The sequence below is a fragment of the Streptomyces sp. CLCI03 genome (assembly GCF_053615355.1).
The window spans coordinates 3,569,596-3,586,550 of record NZ_CM132132.1 but is presented as its reverse complement, the minus strand read 5'-3'; the positions used below and the strand labels follow the sequence as shown (position 1 = coordinate 3,586,550).

Annotated in this window: 15 protein-coding genes; 5 read left to right on the top strand and 10 right to left on the bottom strand. The window is 70.1% G+C overall.

Translation table 11 applies throughout. The annotated features are described in order from the left end of the window. Positions 1-66 precede the first annotated feature (66 nt). A complete protein-coding gene (gene argS, locus ACWG52_RS16430) occupies positions 67-1,839 on the bottom strand; it encodes an arginine--tRNA ligase (RefSeq protein WP_389808144.1) in 1,773 nt (590 codons plus the stop codon). 340 nt (positions 1,840-2,179) lie between these two features. Here argS and lysS point away from each other — a divergent pair, with 340 nt between their 5' ends. Next, positions 2,180-3,907, top strand: coding sequence for a lysine--tRNA ligase (gene lysS / locus ACWG52_RS16425; protein WP_389808142.1), 1,728 nt, complete (start codon positions 2,180-2,182; stop codon positions 3,905-3,907). Between the two features lie 116 nt (positions 3,908-4,023). Here lysS and ACWG52_RS16420 read toward each other — a convergent pair whose 3' ends face one another. From ACWG52_RS16420 to ACWG52_RS16410, 3 genes are all read right to left on the bottom strand, one after another. Further along, the gene (locus ACWG52_RS16420) at positions 4,024-5,367 is read right to left on the bottom strand and encodes a DUF2637 domain-containing protein (RefSeq protein ID WP_453128930.1); all 1,344 of its coding nucleotides are present in this window, start codon (positions 5,365-5,367) and stop codon (positions 4,024-4,026) included. Between the two features lie 161 nt (positions 5,368-5,528). Then, complete coding sequence (locus ACWG52_RS16415) at positions 5,529-6,293, bottom strand: DUF3558 family protein (RefSeq protein WP_389808137.1); 765 nt, start codon at positions 6,291-6,293, stop codon at positions 5,529-5,531. 115 nt (positions 6,294-6,408) lie between these two features. Further along, positions 6,409-7,257, bottom strand: a complete 849-nt coding sequence (locus ACWG52_RS16410) for a DUF3558 domain-containing protein (protein WP_389808134.1) — start codon at positions 7,255-7,257, stop codon at positions 6,409-6,411. A 191-nt stretch (positions 7,258-7,448) separates the two neighbouring features. Between ACWG52_RS16410 and ACWG52_RS16405 the strand changes: the two genes are divergently transcribed. Next, positions 7,449-8,642 carry an RtcB family protein gene (locus ACWG52_RS16405; protein WP_389808131.1) on the top strand — a complete coding sequence of 398 codons (1,194 nt, stop codon included), beginning with the start codon at positions 7,449-7,451 and terminating at the stop codon, positions 8,640-8,642. Between the two features lie 76 nt (positions 8,643-8,718). Here ACWG52_RS16405 and ACWG52_RS16400 read toward each other — a convergent pair whose 3' ends face one another. Further along, positions 8,719-9,303, bottom strand: coding sequence for a Uma2 family endonuclease (locus ACWG52_RS16400; protein WP_161293050.1), 585 nt, complete (start codon positions 9,301-9,303; stop codon positions 8,719-8,721). 157 nt (positions 9,304-9,460) lie between these two features. On the opposite strand from ACWG52_RS16400, the gene ACWG52_RS16395 reads away from it, so the two are divergent. Then, positions 9,461-10,132, top strand: coding sequence for a polysaccharide deacetylase family protein (locus tag ACWG52_RS16395; RefSeq protein ID WP_352164385.1), 672 nt, complete (start codon positions 9,461-9,463; stop codon positions 10,130-10,132). A 1,335-nt stretch (positions 10,133-11,467) separates the two neighbouring features. On the opposite strand, the gene ACWG52_RS16390 is transcribed toward ACWG52_RS16395, so the two are convergent. Both ACWG52_RS16390 and ACWG52_RS16385 read right to left on the bottom strand, forming a co-directional pair. Further along, positions 11,468-12,037 (bottom strand): hypothetical protein, encoded by a 570-nt coding sequence (locus tag ACWG52_RS16390; RefSeq protein ID WP_389808124.1) that lies wholly within the window; start codon positions 12,035-12,037, stop codon positions 11,468-11,470. A 235-nt stretch (positions 12,038-12,272) separates the two neighbouring features. Continuing rightward, positions 12,273-13,037, bottom strand: a complete 765-nt coding sequence (locus tag ACWG52_RS16385; protein ID WP_390138677.1) for an SDR family NAD(P)-dependent oxidoreductase — start codon at positions 13,035-13,037, stop codon at positions 12,273-12,275. Between the two features lie 279 nt (positions 13,038-13,316). On the opposite strand from ACWG52_RS16385, the gene ACWG52_RS16380 reads away from it, so the two are divergent. Beyond that, a complete protein-coding gene (locus ACWG52_RS16380; protein WP_244290924.1) occupies positions 13,317-13,766 on the top strand; it encodes a hypothetical protein in 450 nt (149 codons plus the stop codon). A gap of 12 nt (positions 13,767-13,778) precedes the next feature. Here the strand turns inward: ACWG52_RS16380 and ACWG52_RS16375 are convergent, their stop codons facing one another. Both ACWG52_RS16375 and ACWG52_RS16370 read right to left on the bottom strand, forming a co-directional pair. Further along, positions 13,779-14,507, bottom strand: a complete 729-nt coding sequence (locus tag ACWG52_RS16375) for a Mut7-C RNAse domain-containing protein (RefSeq protein WP_389808117.1) — start codon at positions 14,505-14,507, stop codon at positions 13,779-13,781. A 41-nt stretch (positions 14,508-14,548) separates the two neighbouring features. Then, positions 14,549-14,965: a winged helix-turn-helix transcriptional regulator gene (locus ACWG52_RS16370; protein WP_033224122.1), complete on the bottom strand. Its 417-nt coding sequence runs from the start codon at positions 14,963-14,965 to the stop codon at positions 14,549-14,551. Positions 14,966-15,129: 164 nt separating this feature from the next. On the opposite strand from ACWG52_RS16370, the gene ACWG52_RS16365 reads away from it, so the two are divergent. Further along, positions 15,130-16,026 carry an NADP-dependent oxidoreductase gene (locus ACWG52_RS16365; RefSeq protein ID WP_453129071.1) on the top strand — a complete coding sequence of 299 codons (897 nt, stop codon included), beginning with the start codon at positions 15,130-15,132 and terminating at the stop codon, positions 16,024-16,026. Here the strand turns inward: ACWG52_RS16365 and ACWG52_RS16360 are convergent. Continuing rightward, positions 16,010-16,624, bottom strand: a complete 615-nt coding sequence (locus ACWG52_RS16360; protein WP_390168038.1) for a GNAT family N-acetyltransferase — start codon at positions 16,622-16,624, stop codon at positions 16,010-16,012. The two genes, ACWG52_RS16365 and ACWG52_RS16360, sit on opposite strands and share 17 nt — an antisense overlap. Positions 16,625-16,955 lie beyond the last annotated feature (331 nt).

Sequence of the window (16,955 nt, the reverse complement as noted above, 5' to 3'; positions counted from 1 at the left end):
GTACGACCCCGGCAGCAGCTGCCGGGGCCGTACACATATGACGCGGGTTGTGCGGATCGAGCGAGGTCAGAGCTTCTCGGGCGTGCGGATTCCGAGGAGGGCCATGCCCTTCGTCAGCGTGCGGGCCGTCAGGTCGCACAGGAAGAGACGGTTCTCGACCTGCTCCGGGGTGTCGGCCTTGAGGACCGGGCACTCCGCGTAGAACGTCGTGTACAGCGACGCCAGCTGGTAGAGGTACGCCGCGACCTTGTGCGGGGCGTACTCCGAGGCCGCCTCGGCGATCAGCTCGCCGAACTGGTCCAGGTGCAGACCCAGTGCCCGCTCGGACGGGGCGAGGGCCAGCTCCGCGCGGGCCGCGGGCCGTGCGTCTCCGGCCTTGCGGAGGATCGACTGGATACGGGCGTACGCGTACTGGAGGTACACGGACGTGTCACCGGTCAGCGACACCATCTGGTCGAGGTCGAACTTGTAGTCGCGGGCCGCCGACGTCGACAGGTCCGCGTACTTCACCGCACCGATGCCGACCTGGGCCGCGCGCTCGGCGATCTCTTCCTCGCTCAGCTCCTTGGCCTTCTCGCGCACGACGGTGGCGGCCCGCTCCACCGCCTCGTCCAGCAGGTCCACCAGCCGGACCGTCTCGCCCTCACGGGTCTTGAACGGCTTGCCGTCCTTGCCGAGCACCGTGCCGAACGCCAGCTGGACGGCCTTGACCTCGTCGTTCAGCCAGCCTGCCCGGCGGGCCGTCTCGAACACCATCTTGAAGTGCAGCGACTGGCGTGCGTCCACGACGTAGAGCAGCGTCGAGGCGTCCAGGTTGCCCACCCGGTCGCGGATCGCCGACAGGTCGGTCGCCGCGTAGCCGAAACCACCGTCCGACTTCTGCACGATCAGCGGGGTCGGGTTGCCGTCCTGGCCCTTGTACTCGTCGAAGAACACGCACAGCGCGCCGTTCGAGCGGACGGCGACGCCCGAGTCCTCCAGCAGCTTGCAGGTCTCCACCAGCATGTCGTTGTAGCCGGACTCGCCGACCACGTCGGGGTCCTGGATGTCCATGTCCAGCTTGTCGAAGACGGAGTAGAAGTAGATCTTCGACTCGTCGACGAACCGCTGCCACAGGGAGAGGGTCTCCGGGTCGCCCGCCTGGAGGTCCACCACCCGGGCCCGGGCCCGCGTCTTGAACTCCTCGTCCGAGTCGAAGAGCGCGCGCGAGGCCTTGTACAGCCGGTTCAGGTTGGACATGGCCTCCTCGCCGGAGGCCTGCTCGTCGGCGTCGTGGCCGCCCTTGTGGTCCAGCTCGTGCGGGTGCTCCAGCAGGTACTGGATGAGCATGCCGAACTGGGTGCCCCAGTCGCCGATGTGGTGGCGACGGACCACCTTCTCGCCCGTGAACTCCAGGATCTCCACCATCGCCGCGCCGATCACGGCCGAACGCAGGTGCCCGACGTGCATCTCCTTGGCCACGTTCGGCTGCGCGTAGTCGATCACCGTGGTGCCCGGGTTCGCCGCGAGCGGCACGCCCAGACGGTCGTCGCCGGCCCGCGCGGCCAGCGTCTCGATGATCGCCCGGTCGGTGATGGTGATGTTGAGGAAGCCGGGGCCCGAGACCTCGATCTCCTGGATCAGGTCACCCGTCGGGATGCCCTCGACCACGGTCGCCGCCAGCTCGCGCGGGTTGGCCTTCGCCTTCTTCGCGAGCGCCAGGATGCCGTTGGCCTGGAAGTCGGCCCGGTCGCTTCGTCGCAGCAGCGGGTCCGCGCCACCGGCCTCCGGCAGGGCGGAGGCAAGGGCGTCCGCGACGCGCTGATCGACGGAAGAAGCGAGGGAAGGGACCGAGGCCATGAGCTGCCGTTCCTGTGAGGTTGTGCCGGTGGGTGCACTTGGTTGTTCCGACAAGCCCCGAGTATCCCACGGAGGGGCCGGCCGGATTTCGGGATTTCCCCCCGAGCGCCGGGCCGCGGCGTACGTCCGGCGTCACGGCAGCCCGCTCGTGCTGATGCCCATGGCGCTGGACGCCGGGCAGCAGCAGATCCTCGCCGCGGTGCGGCGACTCGGGCGGATCCCGGTCGGCGACGGCTGACCGGCTCGGCGCGGGTCGGCGCGGGTCGGCAAGCAACCTCGGAGCGGCCCTTTCCGTCTGGGAGAATGGCTGAAGCCAGCATTCGAGATAGAAGGACGTGTCGTGGCTCAGAGCAGCACCGAGACCGACTGGGTCTCCCGTTTCGCGGACGAGGTCATCGCCGAGGCGGAGCGCCGAGCACCCGGCAAACCTGTCGTCGTCGCGTCCGGACTCTCCCCCTCCGGCCCCATCCACCTGGGCAACCTCCGGGAGGTCATGACCCCGCACCTGGTCGCGGACGAGATCCGCCGCCGGGGCATCGAGGTCCGCCACCTCATCTCCTGGGACGACTACGACCGGTACCGCAAGGTGCCCGCGGGCGTGCCCGGCATCGACGAGTCGTGGGCCCAGCACATCGGCAAGCCGCTGACCTCCGTGCCCGCCCCGGCCGGATCCGCGTACCCGAACTGGGCCGAGCACTTCAAGGCCGCCTTCGTCGAAGCCATGGCCGAGATGGGCGTGGACTACGACCCGATCAGCCAGACCGAGCAGTACACCAGCGGCGTCTACCGCGAGCAGGTCCTGTTCGCGATGAAGCACCGCGGCGACATCGACGCCGTCCTCGACCAGTACCGCACCAAGCAGAAGCCGGGCGGCAAGAAGCCCCAGCAGAAGCAGGTCGACGAGGCCGAGCTGGAGGCCGCCGAAGGCTCCGGCGCCGCCGCCGAGGACGACGGCAGCAGCGGCGAGGGCGGGTACTTCCCGTACAAGCCGTACTGCGGCGAGTGCGGCAAGGACTTCACCAAGGTCACCTCGTACGACGACGAGACCACCGAGATGACCTACGTCTGCACCGAGGACGAGTTCACCGAGACGGTCAAGCTCAGCGAGTTCAACCGCGGCAAGCTGGTCTGGAAGGTCGACTGGCCGATGCGCTGGGCCTACGAGGGCGTGATCTTCGAGCCCTCCGGCGTCGACCACTCCTCGCCCGGCTCGTCCTTCCAGGTCGGCGGCCAGATCGTGCACATCTTCGGCGGCGAGCAGCCGATCGGACCGATGTACGCGTTCGTCGGCATCAGCGGCATGGCCAAGATGTCCTCCAGCAAGGGCGGGGTCCCCACCCCGGCCGACGCGCTGAAGATCATGGAACCGCAGCTGCTGCGCTGGCTCTACGCCCGCCGCCGCCCCAACCAGTCCTTCAAGATCGCCTTCGACCAGGAGATCCAGCGGCTCTACGACGAGTGGGACAAGCTGGAGGCCAAGGTCGCCGACGGCTCCGTCCTGCCCGCCGACGCCGCCGCGCACACCCGCGCCGTGCGCACCGCGGCCTCCGAGCTGCCGCGCACCCCGCGGCCGATGCCGTACCGGACGCTCGCGTCCGTCGTCGACATCACCGCCGGCCACGACGAGCAGACCCTGCGGATCCTGACCGACCTCGACCCGTCGCAGCCGCTCGCCTCCCTCGACGAGGTACGGCCGCGCCTGGACCGCGCCGAGAACTGGATCACCACCCAGGTCCCGGCCGACCAGCGGACCCTCGTACGCGAGGAGGCCGACACCGAGCTGTTGTCGTCCTTGGACGACGAAGGCCGCGCATCGCTGCGGCTGCTGCTCGACGGACTGGACTCGCACTGGTCCCTGGACGGGCTGACCACCCTCGTCTACGGCGTCCCGAAGGTCATGGCCGGCCTCGAACCCGATGCCAAGCCGACCCCGGAACTCAAGGTCGCGCAGCGCACCTTCTTCGCGCTGCTCTACCGCCTCCTCGTGACCCGGGAGACCGGGCCGCGCCTGCCCACGCTGCTGCTGGCGGTGGGCGCCGACCGCGTGCGCAAGCTGCTCGCCGTCTGAGCCCACCCGGGCTCGCAGGACATGCGGAAGGGCCCGCACCCCTCGGGGTGCGGGCCCTTCCGCATGTCCGTCCGTCCGGCCGTCGCCGTCGGAACGTCGCCGTCAGGCGATCACCGTCAGGCGATGTGCTCGGCCTCGCGGTCCTTGTTGTACCGCAGCTTGAACGCCGGGATCATCCGGCGCAGCAGCGAACCGCTGCGCGGGTGCGTCACGCCGTAACCGTCCGACAGGTGTATGTCGAGCGCCTCGGCCGACGGGTAGTCCTGCTTCTCGTCGGACAGCGAACAGAACACCTTGTACGCGACCTCCGCGAACTCGGCCTCGTCCGGAGTCTCGGGCCCCTCCTCCGGGGCCTCCTCCTGGCGCGGAGCCGGGATCGGCAGCTCCTGCTGCGCGGGCCGCTCCTCGTCCGGGCCCATCGGGGGCAGGACCGGGGTCGGCTCCAGACCCTCCACGTACTGGGGGTTGTAGCCGCCCTCGTACGCCGCCTGCGGCGCCAGCGGAGCGGCGAACCACGCGCTGTTGTGGGCCGCGGGCATGGCCGTCGGGTCCACCGCGAAGGCCGGCGGGGCGTGCTGGGCGGCACCGGGAGCACCCGGAACACCGGCCGGGTTCTGCGCCTGCTGGGCCTGCGCGGCGGCCTGCTGAGCGAGCTGCCCCTGCTGACTCTGCTGCGCGAGTTGGCCCTGCTGCCCCGGCCCGGGCGCGGCGGCAGCCAGCGCCGGGGTCTGCTGGAACTGCTGCTGCTGCCCCTGTACGTCGACCGGCGGCAGCACCGCCGGCTCGATGCCCGTCGCCGCCAGCGCCTCCGCGGTCGTCTCCGCGAGCGGCACCCCGATCTTCGCCAGCTTCAGCGGCATCAGCGCCTCCACCGGGGCCTTGCGCCGCCACGAACGCCCGTACCGCGCCTGCAGCCGGGCCTGGTAGATCAGCCGGTCCTGCTCCATACCGACCGCCTGCTCGTAGGAGCGCAGCTCCCACAGCTTCATGCGGCGCCACAGCTTGAAGGTCGGTATCGGCGACAGCAGCCACCGGGTGATGCGCACACCCTCCATGTGCCGGTCCGCGGTGATGTCCGCGATCCGACCCACGGCGTGCCGGGCGGCCTCCACCGTCACCACGAACAGCATCGGGATCACGGCGTGCATCCCGACACCCAGCGGATCCGGCCAGGAGGCCGCACCGTTGAACGCGATCGTGGCCGCCGTCAGCAACCACGCCGTCTGGCGCAGCAGGGGGAAGGGGATCCGGAGCCACGTCAGCAGCAGGTCCAGCGCGAGCAGCACACAGATGCCCGCGTCGATACCGATCGGGAACACCAGCGAGAAGCTGCCGAACCCCTTCTGCAGGGCGAGGGCACGCACCGCGGAGTACGAGCCCGCGAAACCGATCCCTGCGATGACCACGGCTCCCGCGACCACCACGCCTATGAGTATCCGGTGCGTACGAGTCAGTTGCATCGCGGCCACCCGCGATCCCCTCCCCTTGTCGAGCACATACCGAGCGCAGAGTGCTGGTGCTGAGTACGGGACACTTACCGTGCCTTTACCGAGCTGCAGCAGGCACAGCGTACGGGTGACCCGATGTCAACGCCCAAGGCGGCCCCGCCCCGCGACCGTTCCTACTGGGGCTGCGGGGACTGCGGCTGCTCCGCCGGCGCCTTGTTCGCCGCGCCCACCGAGGTCACAGCCTCCTTGGCGGCCGAGATCGCGTCCTGCAGCAGCTTCGCGTGGTCCGGCGCGGAGGCCCCCTCAAGCCCCGCACCGTTGTAGTCGAGCGTGATCACCACGTTCTGGGTACGCGCCACGACCGTCGTGTTGTAGTGGTCGTTGTTGTCCTTCTTCACCACGTAGATCACCGACGACGCCTGGTCGCCGACCTCGCCGACGGCCTCCGCCTTCGGGTTCTGCGCGCCCTCGGTGGCCTTCGCCGCCTCGATCTCCTTGTTGTACTGCGCCTCGGCACGCTTGCTGGCGTCGCCGAGGCTGGCCTCGGAGTCGAGGCGGTGGTAGGAGAGCGACAGCCAGCGGTACTGCGACCCCTTCAGACCGTCCTCGTCCAGACCGTTCCAGGAGCAGCTGGCACGAGCGGCCAGGTCGTTCGCCTTGGGCGCCGACCCGGCCTTGTCCTTCGCCTCCGGGACGAGCGTGTCTATCGTCGGCGTCGCGAGCGCCTTGCACGGGTCCGGGAGGGCCGCGAAGGCCGGCTTCTCCAGGGTCTTGGAGGACTTCGGGTTCGGCTTGGCCGACGAGGACGAACCGGACTTCTTCTCGCCGTTCGAGCCGGACTCCTTGCCCGAGTCGGACGAACACCCGGCGACGGTGAGGATCACCGGGACGGCTGCGCAGGCGAGAACGCGGGTGAGGCGCGAGGCTGATCGGTGCATGGTTCCTTCAGTACGTTTGTCGGTTGTTCTTCGGACGCGGGACCCGGGCAACGGTAGCCCGATCGGATGCCCGCCTGCTGTGCGCGCCGTCACGCGAGACCACGGCGCGCACCGCTCACTCGCTGAGACGCTCGGCCAGAGCCTGCGCCAACTGCCTTGCTTTGTCCTGGGTTTCGGTGCTCGGAGGGATCGTTCCGGGCAGTGCGGGCTGCACGCTGTACTCGATGGTGACGATGACGTTCGAGGTGCGGAACACAATGCGCACGGTGCGGGACTGCGCGGCGCTGGCCCCGGCGGGGCTGAGCTTGTCCTCCAGGAACGCGTCGCTGCCGAGGTCCTCCAGGACGCGGGATCCGAGCTCGACGGGGGCCGACGGGCTCGCGGACGGGGACACCGGCGCCCCGGGGGCCGCGGGCACGCTCGGGCTCGGCGCCGCCGGGGTCGGGGCGGCCGGGGTGGGAGCGGCCGGGGTGGGACTCGCGGTCGGGCCGGGGAAGGGCAGCTTCGCGTCGGTGAGTCGGCGTACGTAGACCTGCTTGGCCTTGTCGTCGTCGCTGCTCGTGGTCCGGTCGTAGGAGACCACGCGCTCGAAGACGACCGACAGCAGCCGCGTCTCCTCGGGGCTCTGCCCGGTCCAGCGGCAGCCGACGTGGCGGTCGCCGTCGTACGAGGCGTCCGCGACACCGGCGTACATCTTGTCGCGCTGCTCGGGGGTGAGACTGTCGCCGGGCGGGAGCATGCCCTTGAGCTTCTTGCTGTCGGCGCCGGCCTTGCAGGGCGCGGGCAGACTGCGGTACTTCCCCGGTTGGGCGGGCGCGGCGGAGCTGCCGCCGGCCTTCGAGTCGCTGGTGCTTCCGTCGCCGCTCCCGCCGGTGCACCCGGTCAGGCCGGCCGCCCCGGCCGCGAGCGCGGTGAGCATCGCGATGCCTGGCAGGACTCGCCGCCGTACCGCCTTGCGCTGCACGTCCACTGGCTCCCTTCGACCGGCGGGCCCCCCGACGGTCAGGAAAATACGTTGCCGCGACTTGGGCGCGGCTGGACACAATGTCTATCGCACACGCTGGTGCCGGCGCCGGTCTCCTGTCGCATTTGGGATCAAGAGCGAGGCTTTTGCGTATTCAGACTTTTCTGTAGTTTTCGGGGGATTGATTCCTTATGTCGTATGTAGAGGTACCTGGGGCGAAGGTCCCGATCCGGATGTGGACCGACCCGGCGTCGGTCGAGGGCAGCGCGATGCAGCAGTTGCACAACGTCGCCACCCTCCCCTGGATCAAGGGCCTGGCCGTCATGCCGGACGTCCACTACGGCAAGGGGGCCACCGTCGGCTCGGTGATCGCCATGAAGGACGCGGTCTGCCCGGCGGCGGTGGGCGTGGACATCGGGTGCGGAATGTCGGCGGTGAAGACGTCCCTGACGGCGAACGACCTGCCCGGGGACCTGTCGGGTCTGCGGTCGAAGATCGAGCGGGCCATTCCTGTGGGTACGGGCCTGCACAAGGAGGCGGTGGACCCGTCGCGGCTGTACGGGTTCTCGGTGGAGGGGTACGAGGGCCTGTGGAGCCGGTTCGACCACCTCGCCGATGCGGTCAAATTCCGTCACGAACGCGCCATGAAGCAGATCGGAACGCTCGGAAGCGGGAATCATTTCATCGAGTTCTGTCTTGATGAGTCGGGTTCGGTCTGGTTGATGCTGCACTCCGGTTCCCGCGGGATCGGCAACGAGCTCGCCGCGCACCACATCGAGGTGGCCCGGGGGCTCGATCACAACCAGAACCTGGTCGACCGGGACCTGGCGGTCTTCCTCGCGGCCACGCCCGAGATGGCGGCGTACCGCAACGACCTCTTCTGGGCGCAGGAGTACGCGAAGTACAACCGCGCGGCGATGATGAGCCTGTTCAAGGAGGTCATCCGCAAGGAGTTCCGGAAGGCGAAGGTCTCCTTCGACCGCGAGATCAGCTGCCACCACAACTACGTGGCGGAGGAGCGGTACGACGGCATGGACCTGCTGGTCACGCGTAAGGGCGCGATCCGCGCCGGCAGCGGTGACTACGGGATCATCCCGGGCTCCATGGGGACGGGCTCGTACATCGTGAAGGGTCTCGGCAACGAGAAGTCCTTCAACTCGGCCTCGCACGGCGCGGGCCGGAAGATGAGCCGGACGGCGGCGAAGAAGCGGTTCTCGGCGCGCGACCTGGTGGAGCAGACCAAGGGCGTCGAGTGCCGCAAGGATTCGGGCGTCGTGGACGAGATCCCGGGCGCGTACAAGTCCATCGAGCAGGTCATCGACCAGCAGACCGACCTGGTGCGGGTCGTGGCCAAGCTCAAGCAGGTCATCTGCGTCAAGGGCTGAGGCCCGGGCGTGGATGTCGGGGGAATGCGGGAGCCCGGACCGATGGTGATCGGTCCGGGCTCCCGCGTGTCCGGGGTCAGGCCTCGTCGCCGTCGAGGAGGAGGTCCACGGGGAGCTCGACGGAGACTCCGATGGACGGGGGCAGGGGGATGGATTCGCCTCGCTTGTAGGTCCTGCGCAGGCGGTACGCGCCGTTGCGCGGGTCGCAGCACAGGACGGCCTCGTCGTGGTGACGGTCGGCGATGACGTACACCGGAATGTCGGCCTTCGCGTAGCTGTCGACCTTGACGCCGATGTCGTCGGACCAGTTCGACGAGGTCACTTCGACGACCAGGCGGAAGACATCGGCCGCGTAGCAGTTCTTCTGGACCTTGTGGTCGCGGAAGTCGGCCTCGACGAGGGCGAAATCCGGAATCGCGTAGTCGTCGGAGCCGGTCGGCAGCCAGAGGCCGATCCCCTGGACGTATCTCAGCCCCGCGTTCCGGGCGTCGGCGTCGTAGAACTTCTCGATCAGCCAGCTGAGCGACAGTGCGTGTGACCCGTCCGCGGGTGGTGTCACGGTGAGCCTCCCCTGGAGAATCTCCACTCGGTGCCCGGGAAGCTCCTTGGAGAGTCGATCGGCGGCCTCCGCGATCGTGGTCTCGTGCTGTATCACGGCCATAGCTTCCTCCTCCTCGCGGCTCACGCTTTCGGATCGTAGCCGCGCCCGCCGACATTTCGTGCGCATTCACCCGTACGGTCCCAGGCGCGCGGGGTGGTAACTCCCTTTTGCTGCATGAGGGTTGACCGGTCAGTTGGTCTAGACCAAAGTGTGCGGCATGTGGAGATCCCGCGCGCTGATCGCCGCGCTCGCGTCGTTGTCACTCGGTCTCGGGGCCGTCGGGTCCGCTCAGGCGAAGGTGGGGCTGCCGCCCGTCGTGTCGCGTGTGCCGACCCAGGAGAGGGTCGTCTTCATCACCATCGACGACGGCTGGAGTCACGATCCGGAGGCGGCGCGGATCCTGCTGGAGAAGCGGGTGCCCGCCGCGTTGTTCCTGCTGCCCGGGGCGGCCTCGTACGACACCGGGTACTTCACCCGGCTCACGGAGGAAGGGCGCGTCGGCGTCGAGAACCACACCGTCAACCATCCCGACCTCACCACGCTCGACGCGGCCGGCAAGGACGCCGAGGTGTGCGGGGCCGGGGAGCGGCTCCAGGAGGTCTTCGGGCGGACGCCGAAGCTGTTGCGGCCGCCGTACGGGGCGGTCGACGACGAGGTGCGGCTCGCGGCCAAGGCGTGCGGGGTGAAGGCGCTGATCACCTGGACGCACGATTTCACCACCTGGGGCGAGACCCCGCCGACGCCACGGCTGCAGCCCGGGGACATCGTGCTGCTGCACTTCACGCCGACGCTGGCGGCGGACCTCCGGCGGGCCCTGGACGCGGCGAGGGCCGCCGGGCTGAAGCCGGCGGCGCTCATGCCGCACCTGAAGGCGGCGGGGGTCTACTAGTACCGCTAGTACCGCAACCACGGCTGTGGGGTGTCCGCGCTGCCTGCGGTGGCCGGCGCGGGCCGGCTCCGGGGGCGGGCAAGGGGCGAACCTTCGGGGCAGGCGGACGGCGGGCTTCGCCCGGACCGGCGCACAGGTGGCCGACGCGGGCCGGGAAACGGTCCTGGGCGCCGGTGAGACCACCTCACCGAGGCAAGTCGACAGGCGTATCCAGAATCGAGTTCCGGCGAATACCAAGATCGAAATTTGGTGTCAAGTCACGTACTCCTGTGGCATGACCCGCCCCCTTCCATCGGGTTTATTTGAAGCAGGTCCTCACCGGGGAATCCCCCCGGAGGCCGGATATCACAACCTGCAGCGGATGGTTTTCAACAGCCTCCGCAACCCCGAATGGAGAAAACCGATGATGAAGATTTCCCGCAAGATCCTGCTGGCTTCCGCTATCTCTATGACCCTGGCGGGGGGCGTCGCACTGCCGGCCGTCGCGACGGCCGCTCCGGCACCCCAGATCATGGTTGCCGACAACACCCCGAACACGCCGAACACCCCGAATACTCCGAACACCCCGGGTGGTGGCGGTAATACGCCCAACACCCCGAACACGCCTAACACTCCGAACACGCCGGGGCGTGGCGGTCACAACACCCCGAACACTCCGAACACGCCTAACACTCCGAACACGCCGGGGCGTGGCGGTCACAACACCCCGAACACTCCGAACACGCCTAACACCCCGAACACCGCGGGGCGTGGCGGTCACAACACCCCGAACACTCCGAACACGCCTAACACCCCGAACACCGCGGGACGTGGCGGTCACAACACCCCGAACACCCCGAACACGCCTAACACCCCGAACACCCCGGGACGTGGCGGTCACAACACTCCGAACACCCCCAACACCCCGAACACGCCCAACACCCCTGGTGGCGGGGGTAACACTCCGAACACCCCTAACACCCCGAACACCCCGGGCGGTGGGGGTAACACTCCGAACACCCCTAACACTCCGAACACGCCGAACACCCCGGGCGGTGGGGGCAACACTCCGAACACGCCCAACACTCCGAACACGCCGAACACCCCGGGCGGTGGGGGCAACACTCCGAACACCCCGAACACCCCGAACACGCCCAACACCCCTAACTGAGGGGATGAGCGCACGCTGAATTTCGGCAAATACATGAAGGTGCCGCGCAGTGAAAGTCACTGCGCGGCACCTTCATGTGAGGCGAAGAACTGGGCAGCCGCCCACACCCGTCACGGCCTGACGAAAGCCGTAGAGGCGTCATTTCCAGGTGGCGCGTCCGGGCGTCCGTCGGTATTCGACAGAACCTACATTCCGGCCGGGGCGCTCGGTGTATTCGGGGTGATCGGCTTGTAGGGGGTGCTCGGCGTGCCCGTGCCGTTGGGCGTGTTGGGCGTATTGGGGGTGTTCGGAGTGTTGGGGGTGTTCGGAGTGTTACCCCCACCGCCCGGGGTGTTCGGGGTATTGGGGGTGTTCGGCGTGTTGGGAGTGTTGGGCGTGTTTCCGCCGCCCGGGGTGTTGGGCGTGTTCGGAGTGTTGGGGGTGTTCGGCGTGTTCGGGGTGCCGGAGGTGCTGCCGTACGGGGCGTAGGGCGCGTACGGGGTGTAGGGCGTGTACGCGGCGTACGACTCGTACGCCTCCTCCTGGTCCCTCAGCTGCGGCGCTGCCTGCGTGAGCTGTGCACGCTGCGGCTGGGCGATGGACGGGAGCTGGGGCAGCTGAGGGAGTCGCGGAAGCTCGGGCAGCTGAGGCAGCTGGGCGACCCGCGGAGTGCTGCCCCGCACGCCGGCGTCAGCGGCGTGAGCGCTTCCCGCGCCAAGGGTGGCCAGACATGCCACCGCCGCAGTAGTGATCATGACCTGTTGGAGCTTGTGCATGAATACTTACCCTCCGTGCCTGGCTTTCGTGCGTACGCGATTACCCGGTGCAAGTAGTCGGTCGCTCAAAGTAGACATGGGGGCGCACCTCAGGCCTGTCAGGTGGAACGCGTCGTCACTCCCATCACCCGTTCGTCCTCCCCGCCCCTTCTCCCGGGGCATCCGCCGGATGTGGAACGGGCCGCTGGCTGGAGCCGGCGGCCCGCATGCCGCACCCGAAGGCGGCGGGAGTGCTCTAGAGCTCGCGGTGGACCTTGGTGTTCGAGGCCTGGGCGCGGGGGCGGACCACCAGGAGGTCGATGTTCACGTGGCTGGGGCGGGTGACCGCCCAGGTGATGGTGTCGGCCACGTCGTCGGCGGACAGGGGATCCGCGACGCCCGCGTAGACCTTCTCCGCCTTCTCGGCGTCGCCGCGGAAGCGGGTCTTCGCGAATTCCTCGGTCTTGACCATGCCGGGGGCGATCTCGATGACGCGGACCGGCTGGCCGACGATCTCCAGGCGCAGGGTCTCGGCGAGGACGCGGGCGCCGTTCTTGGCGGCGACGTAGCCGGCGCCGCCCTCGTAGGTGGAGTGGCCGGCGGTGGAGGAGAGGACCACGACCGTGCCGTCGCCGGAGGCGGTGAGGGCGGGGAGCAGGGCCTGGGTGACGTGGAGCGTGCCGATGACGTTGACCTCGTACATCGTGCGCCAGTCGGCGGGGTCGCCGGTGGCGACGGGCTCGGCTCCGAGGGCGCCGCCCGCGTTGTTGACGAGTACGTCGCAGCGGTCGAGGGAGGCCGCGAAGGCGTCGACGGCGGTGCGGTCGGTGACGTCGAGGGCGTAGGCGGTGGCCTGGTGGCCGGCCTCGGTGAGCTCGGCGGCGAGGGCCTCGATGCGGTCCTTGCGGCGGGCGGTGAGGACGACGTGGTAGCCGGCTGCGGCGAGCTGCCGGGCGGTGGCCGCGCCGATGCCGCTGCTCGCGCCGGTGACTACGGCGGTTCGGGTGGCGGCCGTGCTCATGTGCGGGCTCCTCGGTCGTTCGGTCGTTCGTACGGGCGATCACCCGCCAGCATAGGCGCGGCTCGGCGGCCGCGCGGCGCCGATCCGGGCCGGTCCCCGGTGTGCGCGGGCGCCCTGCCGGGCCGGGAGGGGGAAGGGCGCGGCTCGAAGGTGCGCGGGGCAGATGGGGGTGGGCGCGCCCTCGTTCGTGTGATGGTCCGACCGGCCGGGAGTGCGGGTGGCTAGCCTCCGCGCGAGGAGGTGGTGTCGGTGCGCCGTGGTGCCGTACGAAGTGTGGTGGTGGCGGGTTTGCTGGCGCTCGGCGCGGGTGTCCCCGGGTCGGCGCAGGCGTCGGTGGCGGACGGGCCGGAGGCCGATGTGGCCTACCACGGCCGGGTTGCCTTGTCGGGGGCGCGGCTGAGGATCTGGCTGGTGCCGGAGAACGACGGGCCGGCCGCGCTGCCGAACGCGACGCTGCGGGTGCGGCTGTCGGCCGATCTCGCGGACCGGCAGCGGCTTTCGGAGGGCTGTGCGCGGGCGGGTTCGCGCGAGGTGGTGTGCGAGACGGGTCCGCTGCCGCTGCACGGGCGGGGCCGGCACGTCGCGCTGCTGCTGGAGCTGCGGGAGCCGGCCCCGGAGGTGGCGGTGCGGGTCGACACGTGGTGGAACGGCGGTGCGACGGACCGGAACCACACCAACAACGAGCACGTGGTGCTGGCGCTGGACACGGGCGACACGTACGCCTTCTAGCGCGCTCGCCTTCTAGGCCGTGCCGAACTCCACGAGGGCCTCGTCGACGATGCGTTCCAGGCGGGCGTGGTGGGCGCCGCGCCAGTAGACGCGCTCGCACTCGGTGCACTGCGCGAACACGTCGTAGGAGCGGTGCGTGCCGTCCTCCAAGCGGTCGCCGACGCTCTCCTTGTCGGCCTCGTGGAGCGGGCCGTTGCAGGCGGTGCAGCGGGTCCAGGGCGCGAGGGTGGGTGCGAAGCGGCCCAGTACGTCGCGCAGTTGCTCGTCGGGGTTGTCGCTGTAGACGTACGCGCCGGCGAACAGTTCGCGGCGGCGCAGCAGGCCGCGGTCGCGGGAGAGCAGGACGCGTCGTTCGGCGGCGGAGCGGGTGGCGAGGGCGGGGTCGCCGATGTCCTCGTTCTCGTAGGCGGCGTCGACGCCGAGCAGGCGCAGGCGGCGGGCGAGGGTGCCGAGGTGGACGTCGAGGAGGAAGCGGAGGGGGGCGCCGGGGACCTGTTGGGGTCGTTCGACGCCGAACACCTCGACGTTCTGGCCGTCCTGGGGGACGTAGGAGACGGGTACCTCGTGGCCGTCGACGAGGAGGCGGCCGACCTCGGTGAGCGGGACGCCGGCCGATTCGACGACGTGGCCGAGGCTGGAGGCGCCGTCGGTGGCGGTCGGTACGCGGTCGGCGCGCCGGCTGGGCGGGGCGAAGAGGCGTAGTTCGGGGGCGAGGGTGAGCTGAATGCCGGGTCCGTTCACCCGCTCAGCATGCCATTGCCGAGGTGGTGGGTGCGGCCGAATTACGCCTCCGCGGTGGCTCGGTCGTAGGTGTCGCGGTGGGCGCTGACCTCGTCGAAGTGGTTCTCGGCCCAGAGCTTCACGGAGGACAGGAGGCAGCCGAGGCTGCTGCCGAGGTCGGTGAGCCGGTAGTCGACGCGGACGGGGACGGTGGGGGTGACGGTGCGGGTGACGAGGCCGTCGCGTTCGAGGGAGCGCAGGGTCTGGGTGAGCATCTTCTGGCTGACGCCGGGGATCCTGCGGCCGAGGTCGCTGTAGCGCAGGGTGCGGTTCTCGGCCTGGCCGAGGGCGCTGACGATGAGGCCGACCCACTTGTCGCTGATGCGGGCGAGGAGTTGGCCGGTGGGGCATTCCTTGAGGAAGGCGTCGTAGGCGGAACGTGCTTCCTCGCGGCGGGCCGCGGCGGTGCTGGTGGCCATGGGTGCCCCCACTTCCGGGTCGGGTACGCACCTTCGAGTGCGTACTTACGAAAAGAGAGTACCTCTCCCTAGGTTAGTGCTCATCGAGAACGCGCGAACGAACGAGCGAACGAGCGAAACGCGCGAACCTGCGAACGGGAGAGACGAAGATGAGCGAGCAGACGATGTCGGCGGCCGTGGTGACCGAGTTCGGCGGTCCGGAGCAGGTCGTACTGGCCGAGGTCCCGGTGCCCCGCCCCGCGGCCGGCCAGCTGCGGGTCAAGGTCACCGCCGCCGGGCTCAACCCGGTGGACGGCGGGGTCCGTTCCGGGATCTTCGGCGGCGCCGGGCAGCGTCTCGGCCTCGGTTGGGACGTGTCCGGGGAGGTCGACGAGATCGGCGCCGACGTGACCGGCCGGCACATCGGCGAGCGGGTCGTGGGCCTGCACCACGGGACGGTGAAGCCGCTGGGCAGCCACGCGCAGTACGTGGTGCTCGACGCCTCCGCGGTCGCGTCCGCCCCGACCACCGTGGACGCGGTGACCGCGGCCGGGCTCCCCCTCGCCGGCCTCACCGCCGCCCGCGCCGTGGACCTGCTGGAGCTCGCCCCCGGCTCCTCGGTGCTGATCACCGGAGCCGCGGGCGTCGTCGGGGCCCTGGCCGTCCAGCTCGCCGTGCGGGCCGGGCTGGTGGTGACGGCGCTGGCGGGCGCCGAGGACGAGGAGTTCGTACGGTCCCTGGGCGCGACCGGGTTCGTTCCGCGCGGTACGGCTCCGGTCGGGCCCGTGGACGGGGTCCTGGACGCGGCGGTGCTGGGCGAGGTCGCGCTGGACTCCGTACGGGACGGCGGGGTCTACGTGGGGCTGATCCCGCACCACGCCCCGGCCGCGGAGCGCGGTGTCCGGGTCGTGGAGCAGGAGGTCGCGGCGGACGGGGCGCACCTGGCCCGGCTGGTGGATCTGGTCGACGCGGGCGCGCTGACGCTCCGGGTCGCCGACACCTTCCCGCTGGCGGAGGTCGCCGAGGCCCACGCCCACCTGGAGAAGCCGGGGGTCCGCGGCCGCGTCATCCTGACGGTGTGAGCCCGTCCCGCGGGTGTTCCACCCGGTGGCGCCAGTCGCAGCTCGGGTGGGGCACTCCGGGCGGGTACTCGAAGTCGACGTCGCCCAGGTACTCGAACCCGGCCCGTCGGCAGACCGCGTTGGATGCCGGGTGGTCGGTGCCGGGGAAGGCGTGGACGCTGTCGCGGGAGCCGTGGGCGCGGACGTACGCCAGGAGCTCCGTGAGCGCCGCCACGGCCAGCCCGTGGCCCTGGAACTCGGGCAGGATGCCCCAGCCGGCCTCGTAGACCGGCTCGCCCCGCCACTCCCGCTCCCAGAAGCCGACGGATCCGACGCTCTCGCCGCTCTCGGCGCGCTCGGGCTCGCCCCCGCCCCCGTGCTCGGGCCCGCGTTCGCCGTCGGCGCCGGGGGCTTGGCCGGCAGGTGTCCACACCACGCGGAACATCCGGCCGGCGGCCGGCTCCCGCGCGCTCATCGCCTCGTAGCGCCGCTGCCGGTCGACGAGCTTCGCGGCGGGCTCGGGGCCGCCCAGGAACTGGGTCATGATCGGCTCGTTCTTGCGTTCCAGCAGCCAGAAGTCCCCGGCGGACCAGGGCTCCAGCCGTACGCGCTTCTCCATCGGGCCAGCCTACGAAGGCGCTCCGCGCGCCTCCACGGGTTTCGGCCGCCCGGGCGTGGCGCACATCGCGAACACGTCGATTTTCAGGACGTGTTCGAGGTTTATCCGGACCGCGGGGGTCCGGGCGACGCGGCCGCGTCGACGCTCCGTCGCCCCCGCCGGGTGCCCGTGGGGCTGACCTGCGTCGACCCCGGTTCCCGCAAGGGGTGACGGCGCGCCGGAATGATGGATTCGCGCACCGGACATTCATCCGTGAATGATCAATTCCAAACACCGACAGCCCCTTGGGTAAAGACAATTGACCTTTTGTTTCCCGTGGGCGTGGCCTAGC